Source organism: Micromonospora sp. NPDC007271, assembly GCF_040634005.1.
Classification (GTDB): domain Bacteria; phylum Actinomycetota; class Actinomycetes; order Mycobacteriales; family Micromonosporaceae; genus Micromonospora.
Genome location: NZ_JBEYER010000063.1, coordinates 1 through 16276, shown reverse-complemented (window position 1 = coordinate 16276; position 16276 = coordinate 1). Strand labels below are relative to the sequence as shown.

Genomic DNA, 16276 nt, shown 5'->3' with positions numbered 1-16276 from the left:
GCGGGGCCGGACCGGCTCCGGGGGCGCAACCAGGTCAGTCGGCGTCCTCCAGGTCGCCCTCCACCTCCAGGTACGCCTGCCGCAGCGCGTCCATCAACGCCGGGTCCGGCTTGGCCCACAGTCCCCGGTCGGCGGCCTCGGTGAGCCGCTCGACGATGCCGCGCAGCGCCCACGGGTTCGACCGGCGCAGGAACTGCTGGTTCTCCGGGTCCAGGACGTAGCTCTTGGCGAGTTGCTCGTACATCCAGTCGGCGACGACCCCTGCGGTCGCGTCGTAGCCGAACAGGTAGTCCACCGTGGCGGTCATCTCGAACGCGCCCTTGTAGCCGTGCCGCCGCATCGCCGCGAGCCATCGCGGGTTGACCACCCGGGCCCGGAACACCCGTGCGGTCTCTTCGGTCAGCGACCGGGTTCGGGTCGCGTCCGGAGTGGTGCTGTCGCCGATGTACGCGCGCGGCGCCTGCCCGGTCAACGCCCGCACCGTGGCGATCATCCCGCCGTGGTATTGGAAGTAGTCGTCGGAGTCGGCGATGTCGTGCTCACGGGTGTCGGTGTTCTTCGCCGCCACCGCGATCCGCCGGTACGCCTGCTCCATGTCCTCCCGGGCGGGCCGTCCGTCCAGGTCGCGGCCGTAGGCGAAGCCGCCCCAGACCGTGTACACCTCGGCCAGGTCTGCGTCGTCGCGCCAGTTGCCGCTGTCGATCAGCGGCAGCAGTCCCGCCCCGTACGCTCCCGGCTTGGAGCCGAAGATGCGGGTGGTGGCACGGCGCTCGTCGCCGTGCTCGGCGGCGTCGGCGCGGGCGTGCGCGGCGAGGTAGTTGTCCTCGTCCGGCTCGTCGAGGGCGGCCACGGCGCGGATCGCATCGTCGAGCAGCAGCACCACGTGCGGGAAGGCGTCCCGGAAGAAGCCGCTGATGCGCAGCGTGACGTCGATGCGGGGCCGGCCCAGGTCGGCCAGCGGGATGATCTCGAAGCCGGTGACCCGCCGGGATGCGGGATCCCAGATCGGCTGCGCGCCGATGAGCGCGAGCACCTCGGCGATGTCGTCACCGGCGGTACGCATCGCCGACGTGCCCCAGGCCGACAGCCCGACCGAGCGTGGCCAGTCGCCGGTGTCGCTGCGGTAGCGCTCCAGCAGAGAGGTGGCCATGGCCTGTCCGGTCTCCCAGGCCAATCGGCTGGGAATCGCCTTCGGGTCGACGGTGTAGAAGTTGCGGCCGGTCGGCAGCACGTTCACCAGCCCGCGCAGGGGCGAGCCGCTCGGCCCGGCGGGAACGTAGCCGCCGTCGAGGGCGTGCAGGACCGCATCCAGCTCCCCGGCGGTACCGGCGAGCCGCGGCGCCACCTCGGTGGCGGCGAAGGCGAGCACCTGCCGTACGGTGTTTGTCCGCGGGTCGCCCGCGCCGAGTACCTCAGCGCAGACCCGGTCCACCGCATCGGATGCCCAGTCGTGGCGCTCCATCGCCTCCGCCAGCCGCCGGGCCACCGCCTCGATCCGGTCCACCTCGGCGGTCTGCTCTGCCGCGGTCTCAGCGAGGCCGAGCGCGGAGCGTAACCCGGGCACCGCGCCGGCCTGCCCGCCGAACACCTGACGGGCCCGCAGGATGGCCAGCATCAGGTTGACCCGCGCCTCGCCGGTCGGGGCCGCGCCGAGCACGTGCAGCCCGTCGCGGATCTGGGCGTCCTTGACCTCACACAGCCAGCCGTCCACGTGCAGTAGGAAGTCGTCGAACTCGGCGTCGTGCGGCCGCTGGTCCAGCCCGAGGTCGTGGTCCAGCCGCGCGGCCTGGATCAGCGTCCAGATCTGTCCCCGGATGGCGGGCAGCTTCGCCGGATCCATGGTGGCGATGTTGGCGTGCTCGTCGAGCAGCTGCTCCAGCCGCGCGATGTCGCCGTAGCTCTCCGCCCGCGCCATCGGCGGCACCAGGTGGTCCACGATGGTGGCGTGCGCCCGGCGTTTGGCCTGCGCGCCCTCGCCCGGGTCGTTGACCAGGAACGGGTAGATCAGCGGCAGCTCACCGAGGACCGCGTCCGGGCCGCAGCCCGCGGAGAGGCCGAGGTTCTTGCCGGGTAGCCACTCCAGCGACCCGTGCTTGCCCAGGTGCACCACGGCGTGCGCGCCGAACTGTTCGTCCAGCCACCGGTACGCGGCCAGGTAGTGGTGCGTCGGCGGCAGGTCCGGGTCGTGGTAGATCGCCACCGGGTTCTCCCCGAACCCGCGCGGCGGCTGGATCATCAGCAGCACATTTCCGGCCCGCAGGCCGGCCAGCACGATCTCACCGTCCCCGCCACCGGACCGGTCGACGAACAGCTCACCCGGTGGCGGCCCCCAGTGCGTGGTCATCGCCTCGCGCAGCTCGGCCGGCAGTGCGTCGAACCAGCGGCGGTAGGTGGCCGCCGGGACGCGTACCGGGTTGCCGGCCAGCTTCTCCTCAGTAAGCCACTCCGGGTCCTGCCCGCCGGCGGCGATCAGGGCGTGGATGAGCCGGTCACCGTCGGCGTCCTCACCGTCGCCGCCGGGCACCAGGCCGGGCAGCGCGTCGGGACCCTCGACCGGGCCGACGTCGTAGCCCCGCTCGCGCAGCGCCCGCAGCAGCCGTACCGCGCTGGCGGGGGTGTCCAACCCGACGGCGTTGCCGACCCGGGCGTGTTTGGTCGGGTACGCCGACAGCACCACCGCGATCCGCCGTTCGGCTGGCGGAACATGCCGCAGGCGGGCGTGCCGCACCGCGATCCCGGCGACCCGGCGGGCGCGTTCCGGATCGGCGACGTAGTGCGGCAACCCGTCGGCGTCGGTCTCCTTGAACGAGAACGGCACCGTGATCAGCCGGCCGTCGAACTCCGGCACCGCCACCTGGGTGGCCGCGTCCAACGGACTGAGCCCATCGTCGCTGTCGACCCAGGTCTCCCGGTCCTGCGTCAACGCCAGCGCTTGCAGGATGGGCACGTCCAGCGCGGCCAACGCGCCGACGTCCCAGGCCTCGTCGACTCCGCCGGCGGACGCCTCCGCCGGCCGGGTGCCCCCGGCAGCAAGCACCGTGACCAGCAGCGCGTCGGCCCGGCCGAGGGTCTCCAGCAGCCCCGCATCGGGTGTACGCAGGCTCGCGCAGAACACCGGCAGCGGCACCCCGCCGGCGTCCTCGACCGCCGCGCACAGGGCCTCCACGAAGGCGGTGTTGCCGCTGAGCTGATGCGCCCGGTAGTAGAGAATCCCCACGGTCGGACCGGCCACCGTGGGCGCCGGACGCGGCATCACCCCCCAGGTGGGCTGCTCGACCGGCGGCGCGAAGCCGTGGCCGGTCAGCAGCACCGTGTCGCTGAGGAAGGCGTGCAACTCCCGAAGGTTGTCCGGCCCACCCTGGGCCAGGTAGGCGTGCGCCTGCGCCGCGATGCCCTGCGCCACCGTGGAGCGAGCCATCAGGTCCGCATCCGGCAACTGCTCGCCGCCGAGGGCGACCACGGGCAGGTCACCGCCGAGCAGCGCGTCCAGGCCGCGTTGCCACATCCGGTAGCCGCCGAGGATGCGCACCACCACGAGCTCGACACCGGCCAACAGCCCGGCCAACGCGTCGGGCTCCTCACCGACGCGAGCCGGGTTGGCCAGCCGGTATGCCGCACCGCTGGCCCGGGCACTGAGCAGATCTGTGTCCGAGGTGGACAGCAGCAGGATCATGCGGTCACCAGACCGGGCATGGTTGACTCCTCCCCCGGGTCCGCGCCCGTGGTCGTCGGTCGCGGCCGACCGGAGTGTCTGGCTCCCGACCCGGCATCTGGTGTGCCGAGCCGGTGACAGTGGCGGGACCGCCCCGGACTCGCACCGGGTTCCTCCACGCCGACCGCGTGATGCTGATCTCGGCACAAGATCTGCGCCGAGGCCCCGACTCTACGATGAGCCGGTGCCCGCTGTCTCCTCCCCGTCCGACCGCTCCGGCGGCGACCGCTGCCCCGGAGTGCTGCGGGCCCACCAGGCCGCCGACGGGTTGCTGGTGCGGATCCGCGTCCCCGGGGGTCGGCTCAGCGGCCCGCAACTGCGTTCCCTGGCCATAGCGGCCGGCCGCGACGCCGACGGCGCGCTGGAGCTGACCTCCCGAGGGAACGTGCAGTTGCGCGGTATCCCCGACCCCCACGCCGTCGACCGGATCGCCTCCGTCCTGATGGAGTCGGGGTTGTTGCCCAGCGCCACCCACGATCGGGTCCGCAACATCGTCGCCTCGCCCCTGAGCGGCCTGGACGGAAGCGGACGCATCGACGTCCGTCCGGTGGTTGCGGCCGTCGATGCCGCACTCTGCGCTGCCGACGACCTCGCCGAGCTCAGCGGCCGTTTCCTGATCGCCCTCGACGACGGCCGGGGCGACGTCGTCGCTCTCGGCGCCGATCTGTGCTGGACGGCCGGCAGTGGCGCGTTGCTGCTGGCCGGGCGGGACGTCGGGCTACGGACCGGCGCCGACAAGGTCGCCGAGGCGATGGTCGTCGCCTTACGGGCGTTCCTCGAGCAGCGCGGCGGCCGGCGAGACGTGTGGCGCATCGCAGACCTGCCGGACGCGTTCACGGCGATCCTCGCCGCGCTGGACGGTCCGCACGCCGACCCGGTCGACCCGCCGCGCGGCGGGCCGCCCCAGGTCGGCCCGCACCCGGACGGCTTCGTCGTCGCGGCGGCGCGGTTCGGCCGGCTCACCACCGAGCAGGCGCATGCCGTGGCGGCCCTGGCCGACGGGCCTGTGGTGGTGACCCCGTGGCGCACGATCGTCGTGCCTGGGCCGTCCAGGGTGGCGGCGCCCCGGCTGGCCGAGGTCGGGCTCGTCGTCGATCCGGCATCACCCTGGGTGGGGGTGACCGCCTGCACCGGCCGGCCCGGTTGCGGCAGCGCCCTGGCCGACGTGCGCGCCGACGCGGCGGCCGCCCTCACCGCCGCCGACCCGCCCGCCGCCGGTGCCCTGCCGCTGCACTGGGCCGGCTGTGACCGCTGCTGCGGCCGGCCGGCCGGCCCGGCCGCCGTCGCCGTGGCCACCAGCACCGGTTACCGTGTCGCGGGTCCCCGGGGGGATGATCATCACGGCCCGCTGCCCGAGCGGGTGGCACAGGCACGGAGAACACGATGAGTTACGACTACGTCCGCGACGGCGCGGAGATCTACCGCCGCTCGTTCGCCACCATCCGCGCCGAGGCCGACCTGTCCCGGTTCCCCGCCGACGTGTCCCGCGTGGTGGTCCGGATGATCCACGCCTGCGGCATGGTCGACCTGGTCGACGACGTCGACGCGCACCCCGAGGTGGTCGCCGCAGGCCACGCGGCGCTGACAGCGGGCGCGCCGGTGCTCTGCGACGCGGCGATGGTCGCCGCCGGGATCACCCGCAGCCGGCTGCCCGCCGACAACGACGTCCTCTGCACACTGCGCGACCCGGCGGTGCCGGACCTGGCCCGCAGTCTCGGCACCACCCGCAGTGCCGCCGCCATGCAGTTGTGGCGGGACCAGCTCGACGGCGCGGTGGTGGCGATCGGCAACGCCCCCACATCGCTGTTCCGGCTGCTCGAGATGATCGACGAGGGCGCCGGCCGACCGGCCGCCATCGTGGGGGTGCCCGTCGGGTTCATCGGCGCGGCCGAATCCAAGCAGGCCCTCGCCGCCCACCCGGCGGGGATCCCGTACCTGGTCGTGCACAGGCGTCGTGGCGGCAGCGCCGTCACCGCGGCGGCCGTGAACGGCATCGCGAGCGAGGTGGAGTGACGGTCAACTTCTCGGCCCTGAGGGACCGAGCTTGCTTGGTTCGTCGGGGTGGTTGACCAGCCCTAGGAACCTCTGAAAGGGAGGTGACTACGTTGTACACAGGTGTGCAGACCCACTCCGGGTGCTTCCTCAGCCCCGGACTCTGGAATCCGTGTCAGCAGACACGGCCCCGAGTAGCCACGAAACGGGACACGGACGCCGCAAGGCAGCCGGTGTGCGACATGGGCGAGGGGAGACCGGCGTGAGCCGGCGTCACCCGGAACCCGCTTCGGCGGGAACCGGAGCGGGCCGTGAGGCCCACACCCATCCGGTGGTGTTCGTTGTTGACCGGCACCATCGTCCGTTGCAGCCGTGTTCCCCGGCCCGCGCTCGGAAGCTGCTCGCCTCCGGACGGGCGGTGGTGCACCGGCACACCCCGTTCGTGATCCGGCTCAAAGACCGCGAGGTCGCCTCCTCGCAGGTGGACGGGGTGGAGATCGGCGTCGACCCGGGTTCGAAGTTCACCGGTATCGCCGTCTTCCGCGCCGACAACACAGTTCGGACCGGCCTGTTCGCGATCGAAGTCCGCCATCGGGGCGGGCAGATCCGTGACAAGCTGACCGCCCGCGCCGTGTTCCGGCGTGGTCGCCGGTCGCGGAACCTGCGCTACCGGGCACCCCGGTTCCTCAACCGCCGCAAGCCGGACGGGTGGTTGGCGCCGTCGCTGCGGCACCGGATCGACAACACCATGTCCTGGGTCGATCGGCTGCGCCGGTGGGCCCCCGTGACCGGCCTGCACGTGGAGCGGGTCGCGTTCGACACGCAACTGTTGCAGAACCCGAACATCGCCGGGGTCGAGTACCAGCACGGCACCCTGCACGGCTACGAGGTCCGTGAGTATCTGCTGGCAAAGTGGGGCCGCGAGTGCGCCTACTGCGGCGTGGCCGGGATGCCGCTGAACATCGACCACATCGTGCCGCGCTCGCGGGGCGGCTCGGACCGGGTGTCGAACCTGACCCTGGCCTGCGTCCCGTGCAACCAGGCAAAGGACGTCATGTCAGTCGACGTCTTCCTCGCGGACCGGCCCGCTGTGCTGGCCCGGATCCGACGCCAAGCGCAACTGCCGCTGCGAGACGCTGCGGCCGTGTCGGCAACCCGGCGGGCGCTGTGGCAAGCGCTGGCCGCCACCGGCCTGCCGGTGGAGGTAGCCACCGGCGGGCGCACCAAGTGGAACCGGCACCAGACCGGCGCGCCGAAAACCCACACCCTCGACGCCCTACACGTCGGGACCATCACCACCGTGAGGTCCTGCCCGGGGCGGGTACTGGTCGCCACCGCGACCAGCCGCGGCTCGTACGCCCGCACACGCTGCGACCGATACGGATTTCCCAGGCTGCGGATGCCAAGGAGTAAATCGGTGTACGGATTCCAAACCGGCGACCTGGTGCACGCTGTCGTACCCGCCGGCAAGAACAAGGGCCGGCACACTGGCCGGGTCGCTGTGCGAACCACCGGAAGCTTCAACATCCGCACCAGCCACGCCCTTGTGCAGGGCATCCATCACCGTCACGTCCGGCTGCTGCAACGCGCCGACGGATGGGCCTACACCCGAGAGGAGGAGCGGCGTTTCCTCCCGGCCCTGAACGGCCGGGTGTCCACGCCGCAACACCGATGACGCAGCCCGGCACACTCTATGGCGTCGGCGTCGGACCCGGCGACCCGGAACTGCTGACGGTCAAGGCCGCCCGGCTGATCGCCGACGCCGAGGTGATCGCCTACTACTCGGCTCGGCACGGCCGCAGCATCGCTCGTACCATCGCCGCCGGGCTGCTGCGCGAGCAGCAGCTTCACGAGCCGTTGGTCTACCCGGTCACCACTGAGGGCACCGATGACCCGGCCGGCTACGAGGGCGTCATCCGCCAGTTCTACGACGAGAGTGCCGAGCGGCTGGCCGCTCATCTCGCCGCCGGCCGCGACGTCGTGGTGCTCTGCGCCGGGGACCCGATGTTCTACGGCTCCTACATGTACCTGCACGAGCGCCTCGCCCACCGGTTCCCGGCCGAGGTGGTGCCCGGCGTCACGTCGGTCAGCGCCGCCTCCGCCGTCCTCGGCCGGCCCCTGGTCGAACGCGACGAGGTGCTGACCATCCTGCCCGGTACGCTGCCCGCCGAGGAACTCGCCCGGCGGCTCGCCGACACCGACGCCGCCGCCGTGCTCAAGTTGGGCCGGACCTTCGACAAGGTCCGCGCCGCCGTCGAGGACGCCGGCCGGCTGCCCGAGACGTGGTATGTGGAGCGGGCCACCTCGCAGCGCGGCCGGCAGGCCCCCCTTACCGAGGTGCCGGCTGACGAGGTGCCGTACTTCTCCCTGGCCCTGCTGCCCAGCCCGACCAGTGCCGCCGCCCGGGACGAGCCGCCGGCCCCGACCTCAGGGCGGGTGGGGGAAGTCGTGGTCGTCGGCCTCGGCCCGGCCGGGCCCCGGTGGCTGACCCCGGAGGTGGCGCGGGCGCTGCGTGAGGCCGAGCACCTGGTCGGTTACGGCCCCTACGTCGACCGCGTGCCGGTGCGCCCGGGCCAGCAGCGGCACACCTCAGGCAACCAGGTGGAGACCGATCGGGCCGCGCACGCGTTGGAACTCGCGCTCGCCGGCGCCCGGGTGGTGGTCGTCTCCTCCGGTGACCCTGGAGTTTTCGCGATGGCCAGCGCCGTCTACGAGGTGGCCACCGCGCACGCGCGGTTCGCGGATGTTCCCGTGCGGGTCCTGCCCGGCCTCACCGCGGCGCAGGCCGCGGCGAGCCGGATCGGCGCTCCGCTCGGTCACGACTTCGCGGTGTTGTCGCTGTCCGACCGGCTCAAGCCGTGGCCGGTCATCGAGGCCCGGCTCGCGGCGGCCGCGGCGGCCGACCTGGTCCTGGCGCTCTACAACCCGGCCTCGGCCAGCCGCCGCTGGCAGGTCGGTGTCGCCCGTGACGTGCTGGCGCGCCACCGCGAGGCGAAGACGCCCGTGGTGGTCGCCCGCGACGTCGGTCGTGCCGGTGAGACGATCACCGTCACCACGCTGGCCGATCTCGATCCGGAGACGGTGGACATGCGCTGCCTGCTCATCGTCGGCTCGTCCACGACCCGGGTCAGCACGAGGGGCGACGGGTCCACGGTGGTGTGGACTCCGCGTACCTATCCCGGCTGAGCCGGCACGGCGGACAGCCAGCGCATCGCCTCCTCGACCGTGGCAACCGGCGTCGAGGAGGCGACCGGTGCGGGCCGTTCGATCATCAGCACCGGCAGCTCGAGGCGGCGTGCGGCCGCGAGTTTCGCTTCCGTGAGCGGGCCTCCGCTGTCCTTGGTCACCAGCACGTCGATGCGGTGGGTACGCATCAGCTCCAGTTCGCCCTGGAGGGTGTAGGGGCCGCGACTGCGCAGCAGCCGGACATGGGCGGGGACCGGTTCCGCGGGCGCGTCGACGACCCGAGCGAGGATCCACAGCCCGGTCAGCGGCAGGAACGCTGAGATGCTCTGTCGGCCGGTGGTCAACAGCACCCGTCGCCCGAGCGCCGGCAGCATCCGCGCTGCGGCCTCGGCATCGGGTACCCGATGCCACCGGTCGCCCTGCTGGGCTGTCCAGCCCGGTCGTTCCAGCCGTAGATGGGCCACGCCAGCGGTGGCGGCGGCGTCGACCGCGGCGGCCCGCATCCGGGCCGCGTACGGGTGGGTCGCGTCCACGACGGCGTCAATGCGGTGCGTGGTGAGCCACCGCGCCAGGCCGCTGGCGCCGCCGAACCCGCCGATACGTACCTCACCCACCGGTAGGCGGGGATCGGCGACCCGCCCGGCCAGTGAGGAGATCACCCTGGTCGCTGGCTGGTCGACGAGCAGGGCGGCGAGGGCCCGTGCCTCGGCGGTGCCGCCGAGGATGAGCACCCGCCGCTCAGGAATTGAACCGGTGGTGGTGTGCCGGTCCGGGGATCGGCTGCACTCCGGCGAACCGTGCCCGGCGGGCGAGGATGCCTGCATGCCGTTGACCTCCGTCGGTGGTGGGGCAACCCCGGAATGGGCGAGTCCGAGCTGGCCATCGTGCCACGAGCGCAGAACGCCCGTGCCGACGAGGTCCGCTGCGGACCGGAGCTGCGCTGTGTGCAGACCGCCGCCGCGCTCTGCACGACCTCTCGACCGCACTGGCCGTTGGCTTGGCGCCCCTGCCCGGCACCGTACGGACGCTCGTCGCGGTCACCCACCTGGGATCCGTGCCCTGATCGTGAACGTGATAGGCGCCCCACCTGCCTCGTTCTGGCGGATCGACATCGCGCCGCTCACCGCGACCGTCCTGAGCGGCGGATCCGGGCGCTGGACGGTGCGGATGAGGCAGGTCCGCTGGCGTGCCAGTAGTGGCTTTGTACGCCGCTCCCCCGGTTCCTGATCGAGCCGATGGCTGCACATTCACGAGTCGCGTGGGCGTCTGCCGTCAACCGGCATGCCATCGCGCAGGTGCTCGTCGGTGATACGGACGGCGAGGTCGGCCTCGACGTGTTCGTACCAGGTGTCGTCGGGATACACGGCCACGAGCGGGCCGAGGTTGCACGGGAACAGGCAGCCGGTGGCGGTGACCAGGACGTCGTCGTCGCCGAGGCCGTGCTCCTTCAGGCGTTTGCCGAGGGTGGCGGCGACGTGGTCGGCGCCGTATGCGGTGCAGCGGGGCCCGCGGCAGACCAGCACGTGCCGGCGGTGGTGGGTGATCTGTGACCAGGCCGGGCTGCGGAACGGTCCGGGGTTGCCGTCGAGCGTGGTGTGCTCGCCGGTGATGGCATCGCTGACCGCCGTGACCAGTGCGGGCTGCGCCGCCAGCGGCGCGGCGACGAGAATTCGTGTCTGCCGGTCCCGGGTGGTGCGCCAGTGGGCGACGGCACGGCGGATCCAGGTGTCGAGGTATCGGTCGGGCGGTACGTGCGTGGCCACGAGCAGGACTTCGCCATGTTCCGGTACGGCATCGAGGGCTGTGTGCAGGGACGGCTCGGCGCCGTCGAGAAAACATGCCCGCACCGGTACGCCTGTGGCCTCGGCGGCAGCCGCGGCGAGGCGGTGGATCGCGTCGTGGCCGCCGTGGTGGGTCGCCCCGCGTGAGACGAGCAGGACGTTCATGCTGCCGGTGCCCGGTAGGTGATGACCGGGCGCCCGTCGTGCACGGTGACGTCGGCGTCCACGGCGTACACGTCGGCGAGCAGCGCGGGTGTCAGCACGCGGACAGGCGGTCCGGAGGCGACGACCCGGCCGTGGTGCAGCACCACCACGAGGTCGCAGAACATCGCGGCCAGGTTGAGGTCGTGCAGGGCGGCGAGGGTGGTGACGCCGCTGCGGCGGACCAGGTGCAGCAGCTCCAGCTGGTGGCCGATGTCGAGGTGGTTGGTGGGCTCGTCGAGCAGTAGCAGTTGCGGCTCCTGGGCCAGGGCCCGGGCGAGCTGCACCCGTTGGCGTTCCCCGCCGGACAGCGTCTGCCACTTGCGGTGGGCGTACTTGGTCATGTCGACGCGTTCGAGGGCGTCGGCCGCGGCCGCTCGATCGGTGTCGCTGTCGGACCAGCGGGACCGGCGGTGCGGGGTGCGGCCGAGCAGCACCACGTCGAGCGCGGTCAGGTCGAGGTCGGTCTCGGCGTACTGGGCGAGCAGGGCCATCCGCCGCGCCGCGGCGGCCCGCGGCAGCCCGGCCACCTCGTCGCCGGCGATGGTCACGGTCCCGGACCCGGGGGCGATCAAGCCGGCGACAACCCGCAGCAGCGTGGTCTTGCCGGACCCGTTCGGACCGAGCAGGCCGACCAGGCTGCCGCGCGGCGCCGAGCAGGTCACGCCGTCGAGGAGGCGAGCGGCCGGCACGGACCACGAAACATCACGGATGTCGAGCATCAACCGTTCCCCTCCCGTCGACGCAGCAGGACCACGAACGCGGGCACACCGAGCAGGGCGGTCAGCACGCCCACCGGCAGCTCACGGGGTTCGAACAGGGTCCTGGCGGCGGTGTCCACCCAGATCAGGAAGATCGCTCCGGCAAGGACGACGACCGGCAGCAGCCGCCGGTGATCGGGGCCGGTGAACCGCCGTGCGGCGTGCGGCAGCATCAGCCCCACGAAACCGATCGCGCCGCTGATCGCGACCAGCACGGCGGTCAGCAGCGCCGTGGTGACCAGCAGCAGCCACCGGACAAGCCCGATGTCGACGCCGAGGGCGGCGGCGGCCTCCTCGCCGAACGCGAACGCGTTGAGCGCCCGGGCAAACCAGAGGATCACGGCGAACACCGCCGCGAACGCCGGCATCGCCCACCCGAGTGCGGCCCAGTCGGCGCGGGCGAGCGAGCCGGACAGCCAGAAGGTGATGCTGTGGGTCGCGTGCGGATCGGCCGCCCAGATGATCACGAACGAGGTCAGCGCGGCGCACAGCTGCGCGATGGCGACGCCGGCCAGCACCACCCGGGTCGGCCGCAGGACCGCCCGTCGGCCGGCGGCAGCGACCACGACGGCGAACGCGGCGAGCGCCCCCGCGAATGCGCCCCCGGTGAGCGCCGCAGTGCCCGCACCGAGGCCGAGGACCAGAACGGCGACGGCGCCCAGCGACGCCCCGGAGGAGACGCCCAGCAGGTACGGGTCGGCGAGCGGGTTGCGGGTGACGGTCTGCATGACCGCCCCGGAGGCGGCGAGCCCGGCGCCGACCACCGCGGCGCCCAGCACCCTCGGCAGCCGCAGCTCCCACACGATGTGGTCGCGCAGCAGCGGCACGTCGGCGCTCGTCAGGCCGAGATGGTCGGTGATGACGAGCCACACGGTGCCCAGGGACAGGTCCGCCGGCCCCACGGTCACGGCCGCAGTCACCGACAGCAACAGGCAACCCGCGAGCACGACCACCACGGTCACCATGCGCACCGCCCGGACCGGCCGCGCCGGGGTCTGCGCCGGCTGGGCGGTAGCGGTGGTCAGTTGCCCACCCCGCCGACACCCCGGGCCAGGGCCTCCACGGCGAGCACGTTCCGCACGCCCGCGGAGGTGGAGGAGAAGTCCAGGACGACGTACCGCTTGTCCTTCACGGCGGGCAGGTCTTTGAGCGTCGCGTGCTTTTCGAGGAACGCCTGCTTGGCGGCGGCGGGATCCCAGCTCGCGTCGATGAGCACGATGACGTTCGGGTTACGCTCGACGACGGTCTCCCAGCTGGTGTCGGCCCAACTGCCGTTCAGGTCGGCGAAGATGTTGGTGACCCCGGCCGCGGACATGATCATGGCCGGGCTGCCGCAGCAGGCGCCGGCACTGGGCGCGTCGGTGCCGGCGTCCCACCACAGCACACGCGTGCCCTTCGCGCCCGCTGACACTTTCGCGATGCGCTCCTGCTGGTCGGCGATCAGCGTCTCGGCCCGCTCCCCTACGCCGAAGATCCCGGCGATGTCACGGATCTCGGCGAACACGTCATCCATCGTCAGCTTCGCCGGTCGCGTGTCTTTCGGGCAGCCGGCGGCGGAGATGTACGTGGCCACGCCCAGCTTCTGCCACTCGGCGCGGTCGCCGACCCCCTCGTCGCTGAACGCACTTGCGAAGGAGGCGTAGACAAAATCCGGCGCGGTGTCGAGCAGCTTCTCCTTCGACGGGTACTCCTTGGCCAGTACCGGCACCTTCGCGTACGCGGCGGTGTACTCGGGCAGCACCTGGTCGTCGAGGTAGGCGGTGCTGGCCATCCGGTCCTGCAACCCGAGCGCCAGCATGATCTCGGTGGCAGACTGGTTCAGCGTCACCGCCCGCGCCGGGGGCTTTGTGATCGTGACCGGTGTGCCGCAGTTGGTGAGTGCGACCGGCCCGGCCGCGGCGGGCGCCGTGGTGGCCGGCTTGTTGTCGCCGGTCGCGGCGCAGCCGCTGATCAGGGCGAGCAGGACGGACAGCGGCGCAGCAACGCGCCAGGACACCGGGGACCGCATGGCGGGACCACCTTCCAGCACCTCGTGGACGGGTCGTGCAGGTGCCGTGGCCGGTCTCCTGGCTGACGGGTGGTGCGCCGGCGGCCGGCCTTCCCAGGCATTGCGCCCAGTGACCTTTTCGGTGGCCTCCAGCATCCCGATCACAGTGGCGAGGGCCGCACCGGTCTCACACCGGCTTCCCGAACACCACGGCCAGGACACCCTAACCAAACCACACGGTGTCGTCACCGTGGCCTAGGTCATGGTCGGAGACCGCGTTGGTTCACCGTGTTCGCTCGCGTGAAGTGTCGTCGATCAGCCACGCACGACGCGCTCCAACGGCTCAGCGAAGTCGCTCGACCGGTGACCGGTCTGCTGTACTCGCTGCTGAACCGGCCCCGCAGCTACTCTCACTCCAACACACCGGTGTCGCGACGATCGGTTGAATCCGAAACTACACATCGTTCCGCGGTTCAGAACGCTTACAGGACAACGCGATCCTGCCCTCCATGGGCTCCGTCGGCGACTCGTTCGACAACGCACCCATGGAAAACCTCTGGTCTACGCTGAAGATCGAACTCGTCTACCGCACGAGCTGGCGCAACCGCGACGAGGCCGAAAACACGATCTTCGCCTGCATCGACGGCTGGTACAACACCCGCCGCGTCCAGACGGAACTCGGGTACCTCAGCCCCGACGAGTACGAGGCCGCCTCGCGCACCCGTCAACACGACCCAGCCGAGCCAACTATCGCCACCCCTGCTCCAGCCGGCAGCAGGTAACCACCGCTCCATCAAAGCGGGGGAACTTAACCCGCCCGACCAAGCTCAGCCAGCCCTTCACCCGCTGGTCCATCCGCAAACTGCTCGCCTACCTGCGCAAGGTGCACGGTCGGGTGATCCGCATCGGCCGCGAGGCCCTGCGCTAACCCCGGACCCAGTGGCGCCCGCAGGAGCGCGCGCACAACCGACAGATGCGTCACAAGTGCGCGTTTTACGCGTTCGGGTCCCAGTCTGCGAGCTGCTCCATCGGCTCGGTGTCGCCGGTGGTCTCCAGGCCGTCGAGCGGGACGCGCTCGTAGAAGTAGAGGACCAGTTCGCTCGCTGCGCCTCGCATCGTCATGTCGCCCGGCTCCGCGTCGGCGGCGAGGTCGTCGCAGCGGACGCCGTCGGCGTTGAGGGTCAGGCGCCAGGAGCGGCCCTCGGTCGTGTGCAGGTCGATGGTCGCCGGCTTGAACGGCCAGGGGACGGTCGTCGCCGAGACGGTCGTCAGGAACTCGTCGACGCCCTCGACCGCGACGTCCGTCGGCAGCGGCTGTGCGGCCCCCTGGGTGAGCTGGGCGTCGTAGGTGTGGACGGCGATCTCCTGGATCTGGTGCCGGGCCACGGCTCCGCTGGTCTCCGGGGCCTGCGAGCGGCCCCACCAGGTCCAGCAGCCGCGGTCCGGGCCGGCCTCGCGAATCGCGTCGAGCATGAGCTCGGTCGACTCGGCGAGCCAGGCGTCCAGGGCTTCGCGGTCGCGGGGCGCGGTCGGGGCGCCCTTCGGGTCCGTCCTCGCCGGGGGCTCAGCGCCCGGGCCCGCCGCGATGATGGCGGCCTGGCGGCGGCGGCCGTCGCCGAGGTGCTGCGCCAGTTCGCGCAGCGTCCAGTCCGGGCAGGTCGGGACCTGGACGTCAAGGTCGGGGGCGGACGCGATCGCGGCGCGGAACGCGGCCGAGCGGTCGTCGATCAGCCGCAGGACCTCGGGGAACTCCAAAATGTTTTGCACCTCGGTTGTGTATCACTGCGCTCCGGCCGCCGGGTAGCGAATTTGTCGGACGAACGCGTCGACAGCCGGGCGGAGCGCCGGCGCCGAAGCCGTCCTGAAACTCCGCGCGCTGCTCGCCAACGGCGACTTCGACCGCTACTGGACCTACCATCTGGGCCAAGAGCGGGGTGGCGGGCCTCGCGTGAAGCTGACCGTGGTCCGCTTACCAGCCCCGTGGTTAGTCGATTCTAGGCGGGGTACGCACCGGAGACGCGTGTGCAGGCCCGTTGAGCGTTCTTGCCCACCTTCGGAGAGGAAGAACGGTGTCACACGAGTACCGCAAGAGCCCCGAGGCAGTTTCTCGGCTGTCGCCGGAGCAGTACCGAGTCACCCAGGAAGCGGGGACGGAGCCAGCCTTCAACAACGCCTACTGGGACAACGAGGAGCCGGGGCTCTACGTCGACGTCGTGTCCGGCGAACCGCTTTTCGCTTCCGTCGATAAGTACGACAGCGGCACCGGCTGGCCGACCTTCACCAGGCCGATCGAATCGGAGAACGTGGTCGAGGTTCGAGAGTCGGGCCACGGCACGTTCGGCACCGAGGTCCGGTCGGCGCACGGGGACAGCCACGTGGGCCACGTGTTCGACGACGGTCCCCCGGAAACTGGCGGACTGCGTTACTGCATGAACTCGGCGGCGCTTCGGTTCATCCCACGTGACGACCTCGAGCGTGAAGGCTACGGCGAGTACCGCAAAGTTTTCGAGCGCCCGGACGGGGAACATCGATGACCGAGACGACTGAGAAGGCGATCCTGGCCGCAGGGCGATTGCATAGTCGGCCAGCGGGCTGTTGACCAGGAGTTTCGAGACGTTTTCGGCCTCTATGGAGGCGAAAGAAACGGGTGAGGCCG

The 16276-nt window shown here is 71.8% G+C and carries 13 protein-coding genes and 2 riboswitches; of the genes, 6 read left to right on the top strand and 7 right to left on the bottom strand.

The features are described 5' to 3' along the window. Positions 1 to 34 precede the first annotated feature (34 nt). Complete coding sequence (gene cobN / locus ABZ570_RS21915; protein WP_358066502.1) at positions 35 to 3673, bottom strand: cobaltochelatase subunit CobN; 3639 nt, start codon at positions 3671 to 3673, stop codon at positions 35 to 37. A gap of 72 nt (positions 3674 to 3745) precedes the next feature. Then, positions 3746 to 3828, bottom strand: a riboswitch (cobalamin riboswitch). Between the two features lie 68 nt (positions 3829 to 3896). On the opposite strand from cobN, the gene ABZ570_RS21910 reads away from it, so the two are divergent. From ABZ570_RS21910 to ABZ570_RS21895, 4 genes are all read left to right on the top strand, one after another. After that, positions 3897 to 5099 carry a precorrin-3B synthase gene (locus tag ABZ570_RS21910; protein WP_358066499.1) on the top strand — a complete coding sequence of 401 codons (1203 nt, stop codon included), beginning with the start codon at positions 3897 to 3899 and terminating at the stop codon, positions 5097 to 5099. Then, complete coding sequence (locus ABZ570_RS21905) at positions 5096 to 5725, top strand: precorrin-8X methylmutase (protein WP_358066496.1); 630 nt, start codon at positions 5096 to 5098, stop codon at positions 5723 to 5725. The genes ABZ570_RS21910 and ABZ570_RS21905 overlap by 4 nt, the downstream gene beginning before the upstream one ends. Before the next feature lie 121 nt (positions 5726 to 5846). Then, a complete protein-coding gene (gene iscB, locus ABZ570_RS21900) occupies positions 5847 to 7379 on the top strand; it encodes an RNA-guided endonuclease IscB (RefSeq protein WP_358066493.1) in 1533 nt (510 codons plus the stop codon). Further along, positions 7376 to 8890 (top strand): precorrin-2 C(20)-methyltransferase, encoded by a 1515-nt coding sequence (locus tag ABZ570_RS21895; protein ID WP_358066490.1) that lies wholly within the window; start codon positions 7376 to 7378, stop codon positions 8888 to 8890. The genes iscB and ABZ570_RS21895 overlap by 4 nt, the downstream gene beginning before the upstream one ends. Here the strand turns inward: ABZ570_RS21895 and ABZ570_RS21890 are convergent. The 5 genes from ABZ570_RS21890 to ABZ570_RS21870 all read right to left on the bottom strand — a co-directional run bounded on the left by ABZ570_RS21890 (position 8878) and on the right by ABZ570_RS21870 (position 13641). After that, on the bottom strand, positions 8878 to 9714 hold the full coding sequence (locus ABZ570_RS21890; RefSeq protein ID WP_358066487.1) for a cobalt-precorrin-6A reductase: 837 nt from the start codon (positions 9712 to 9714) through the stop codon (positions 8878 to 8880). The two genes, ABZ570_RS21895 and ABZ570_RS21890, sit on opposite strands and share 13 nt — an antisense overlap. Positions 9715 to 10137: 423 nt before the next feature. Beyond that, positions 10138 to 10836 carry a (2Fe-2S) ferredoxin domain-containing protein gene (locus ABZ570_RS21885; RefSeq protein WP_358066484.1) on the bottom strand — a complete coding sequence of 233 codons (699 nt, stop codon included), beginning with the start codon at positions 10834 to 10836 and terminating at the stop codon, positions 10138 to 10140. Then, positions 10833 to 11594: an ATP-binding cassette domain-containing protein gene (locus ABZ570_RS21880; protein ID WP_358066481.1), complete on the bottom strand. Its 762-nt coding sequence runs from the start codon at positions 11592 to 11594 to the stop codon at positions 10833 to 10835. The genes ABZ570_RS21885 and ABZ570_RS21880 overlap by 4 nt, the downstream gene beginning before the upstream one ends. Further along, positions 11594 to 12598 carry an iron chelate uptake ABC transporter family permease subunit gene (locus ABZ570_RS21875; RefSeq protein WP_358066560.1) on the bottom strand — a complete coding sequence of 335 codons (1005 nt, stop codon included), beginning with the start codon at positions 12596 to 12598 and terminating at the stop codon, positions 11594 to 11596. The genes ABZ570_RS21880 and ABZ570_RS21875 overlap by 1 nt, the downstream gene beginning before the upstream one ends. A 56-nt stretch (positions 12599 to 12654) precedes the next feature. Beyond that, entirely contained in the window at positions 12655 to 13641 is a 987-nt protein-coding gene (locus ABZ570_RS21870) for an ABC transporter substrate-binding protein (RefSeq protein WP_358066478.1), read from the bottom strand. A gap of 30 nt (positions 13642 to 13671) precedes the next feature. After that, positions 13672 to 13847: riboswitch (cobalamin riboswitch) on the bottom strand. A gap of 282 nt (positions 13848 to 14129) precedes the next feature. On the opposite strand from ABZ570_RS21870, the gene ABZ570_RS21865 reads away from it, so the two are divergent. Further along, positions 14130 to 14402: an IS3 family transposase gene (locus ABZ570_RS21865; protein WP_358066475.1), complete on the top strand. Its 273-nt coding sequence runs from the start codon at positions 14130 to 14132 to the stop codon at positions 14400 to 14402. Positions 14403 to 14613: 211 nt separating this feature from the next. Here ABZ570_RS21865 and ABZ570_RS21860 read toward each other — a convergent pair whose 3' ends face one another. Beyond that, on the bottom strand, positions 14614 to 15387 hold the full coding sequence (locus ABZ570_RS21860; protein ID WP_358066472.1) for a maleylpyruvate isomerase N-terminal domain-containing protein: 774 nt from the start codon (positions 15385 to 15387) through the stop codon (positions 14614 to 14616). 302 nt (positions 15388 to 15689) lie between these two features. On the opposite strand from ABZ570_RS21860, the gene msrB reads away from it, so the two are divergent. Further along, positions 15690 to 16154 (top strand): peptide-methionine (R)-S-oxide reductase MsrB, encoded by a 465-nt coding sequence (msrB, locus tag ABZ570_RS21855; protein WP_358066469.1) that lies wholly within the window; start codon positions 15690 to 15692, stop codon positions 16152 to 16154. Positions 16155 to 16276 lie beyond the last annotated feature (122 nt).

Excerpts from the sequence above, each read along its gene's own strand:
- ABZ570_RS21865 (WP_358066475.1), top strand. The coding sequence starts at position 14,130 with ATGGGCTCCGTCGGCGACTCGTTCGACAACGCACCCATGGAAAACCTC.
- ABZ570_RS21870 (WP_358066478.1), bottom strand. The coding sequence starts at position 13,641 with ATGCGGTCCCCGGTGTCCTGGCGCGTTGCTGCGCCGCTGTCCGTCCTG.
- ABZ570_RS21905 (WP_358066496.1), top strand. The coding sequence starts at position 5,096 with ATGAGTTACGACTACGTCCGCGACGGCGCGGAGATCTACCGCCGCTCG.
- cobN (WP_358066502.1), bottom strand. The coding sequence starts at position 3,673 with ATGATCCTGCTGCTGTCCACCTCGGACACAGATCTGCTCAGTGCCCGG.
- ABZ570_RS21890 (WP_358066487.1), bottom strand. The coding sequence starts at position 9,714 with ATGCAGGCATCCTCGCCCGCCGGGCACGGTTCGCCGGAGTGCAGCCGA.
- ABZ570_RS21875 (WP_358066560.1), bottom strand. The coding sequence starts at position 12,598 with ATGGTGACCGTGGTGGTCGTGCTCGCGGGTTGCCTGTTGCTGTCGGTG.
- ABZ570_RS21880 (WP_358066481.1), bottom strand. The coding sequence starts at position 11,594 with ATGCTCGACATCCGTGATGTTTCGTGGTCCGTGCCGGCCGCTCGCCTC.
- ABZ570_RS21885 (WP_358066484.1), bottom strand. The coding sequence starts at position 10,836 with ATGAACGTCCTGCTCGTCTCACGCGGGGCGACCCACCACGGCGGCCAC.
- ABZ570_RS21895 (WP_358066490.1), top strand. The coding sequence starts at position 7,376 with ATGACGCAGCCCGGCACACTCTATGGCGTCGGCGTCGGACCCGGCGAC.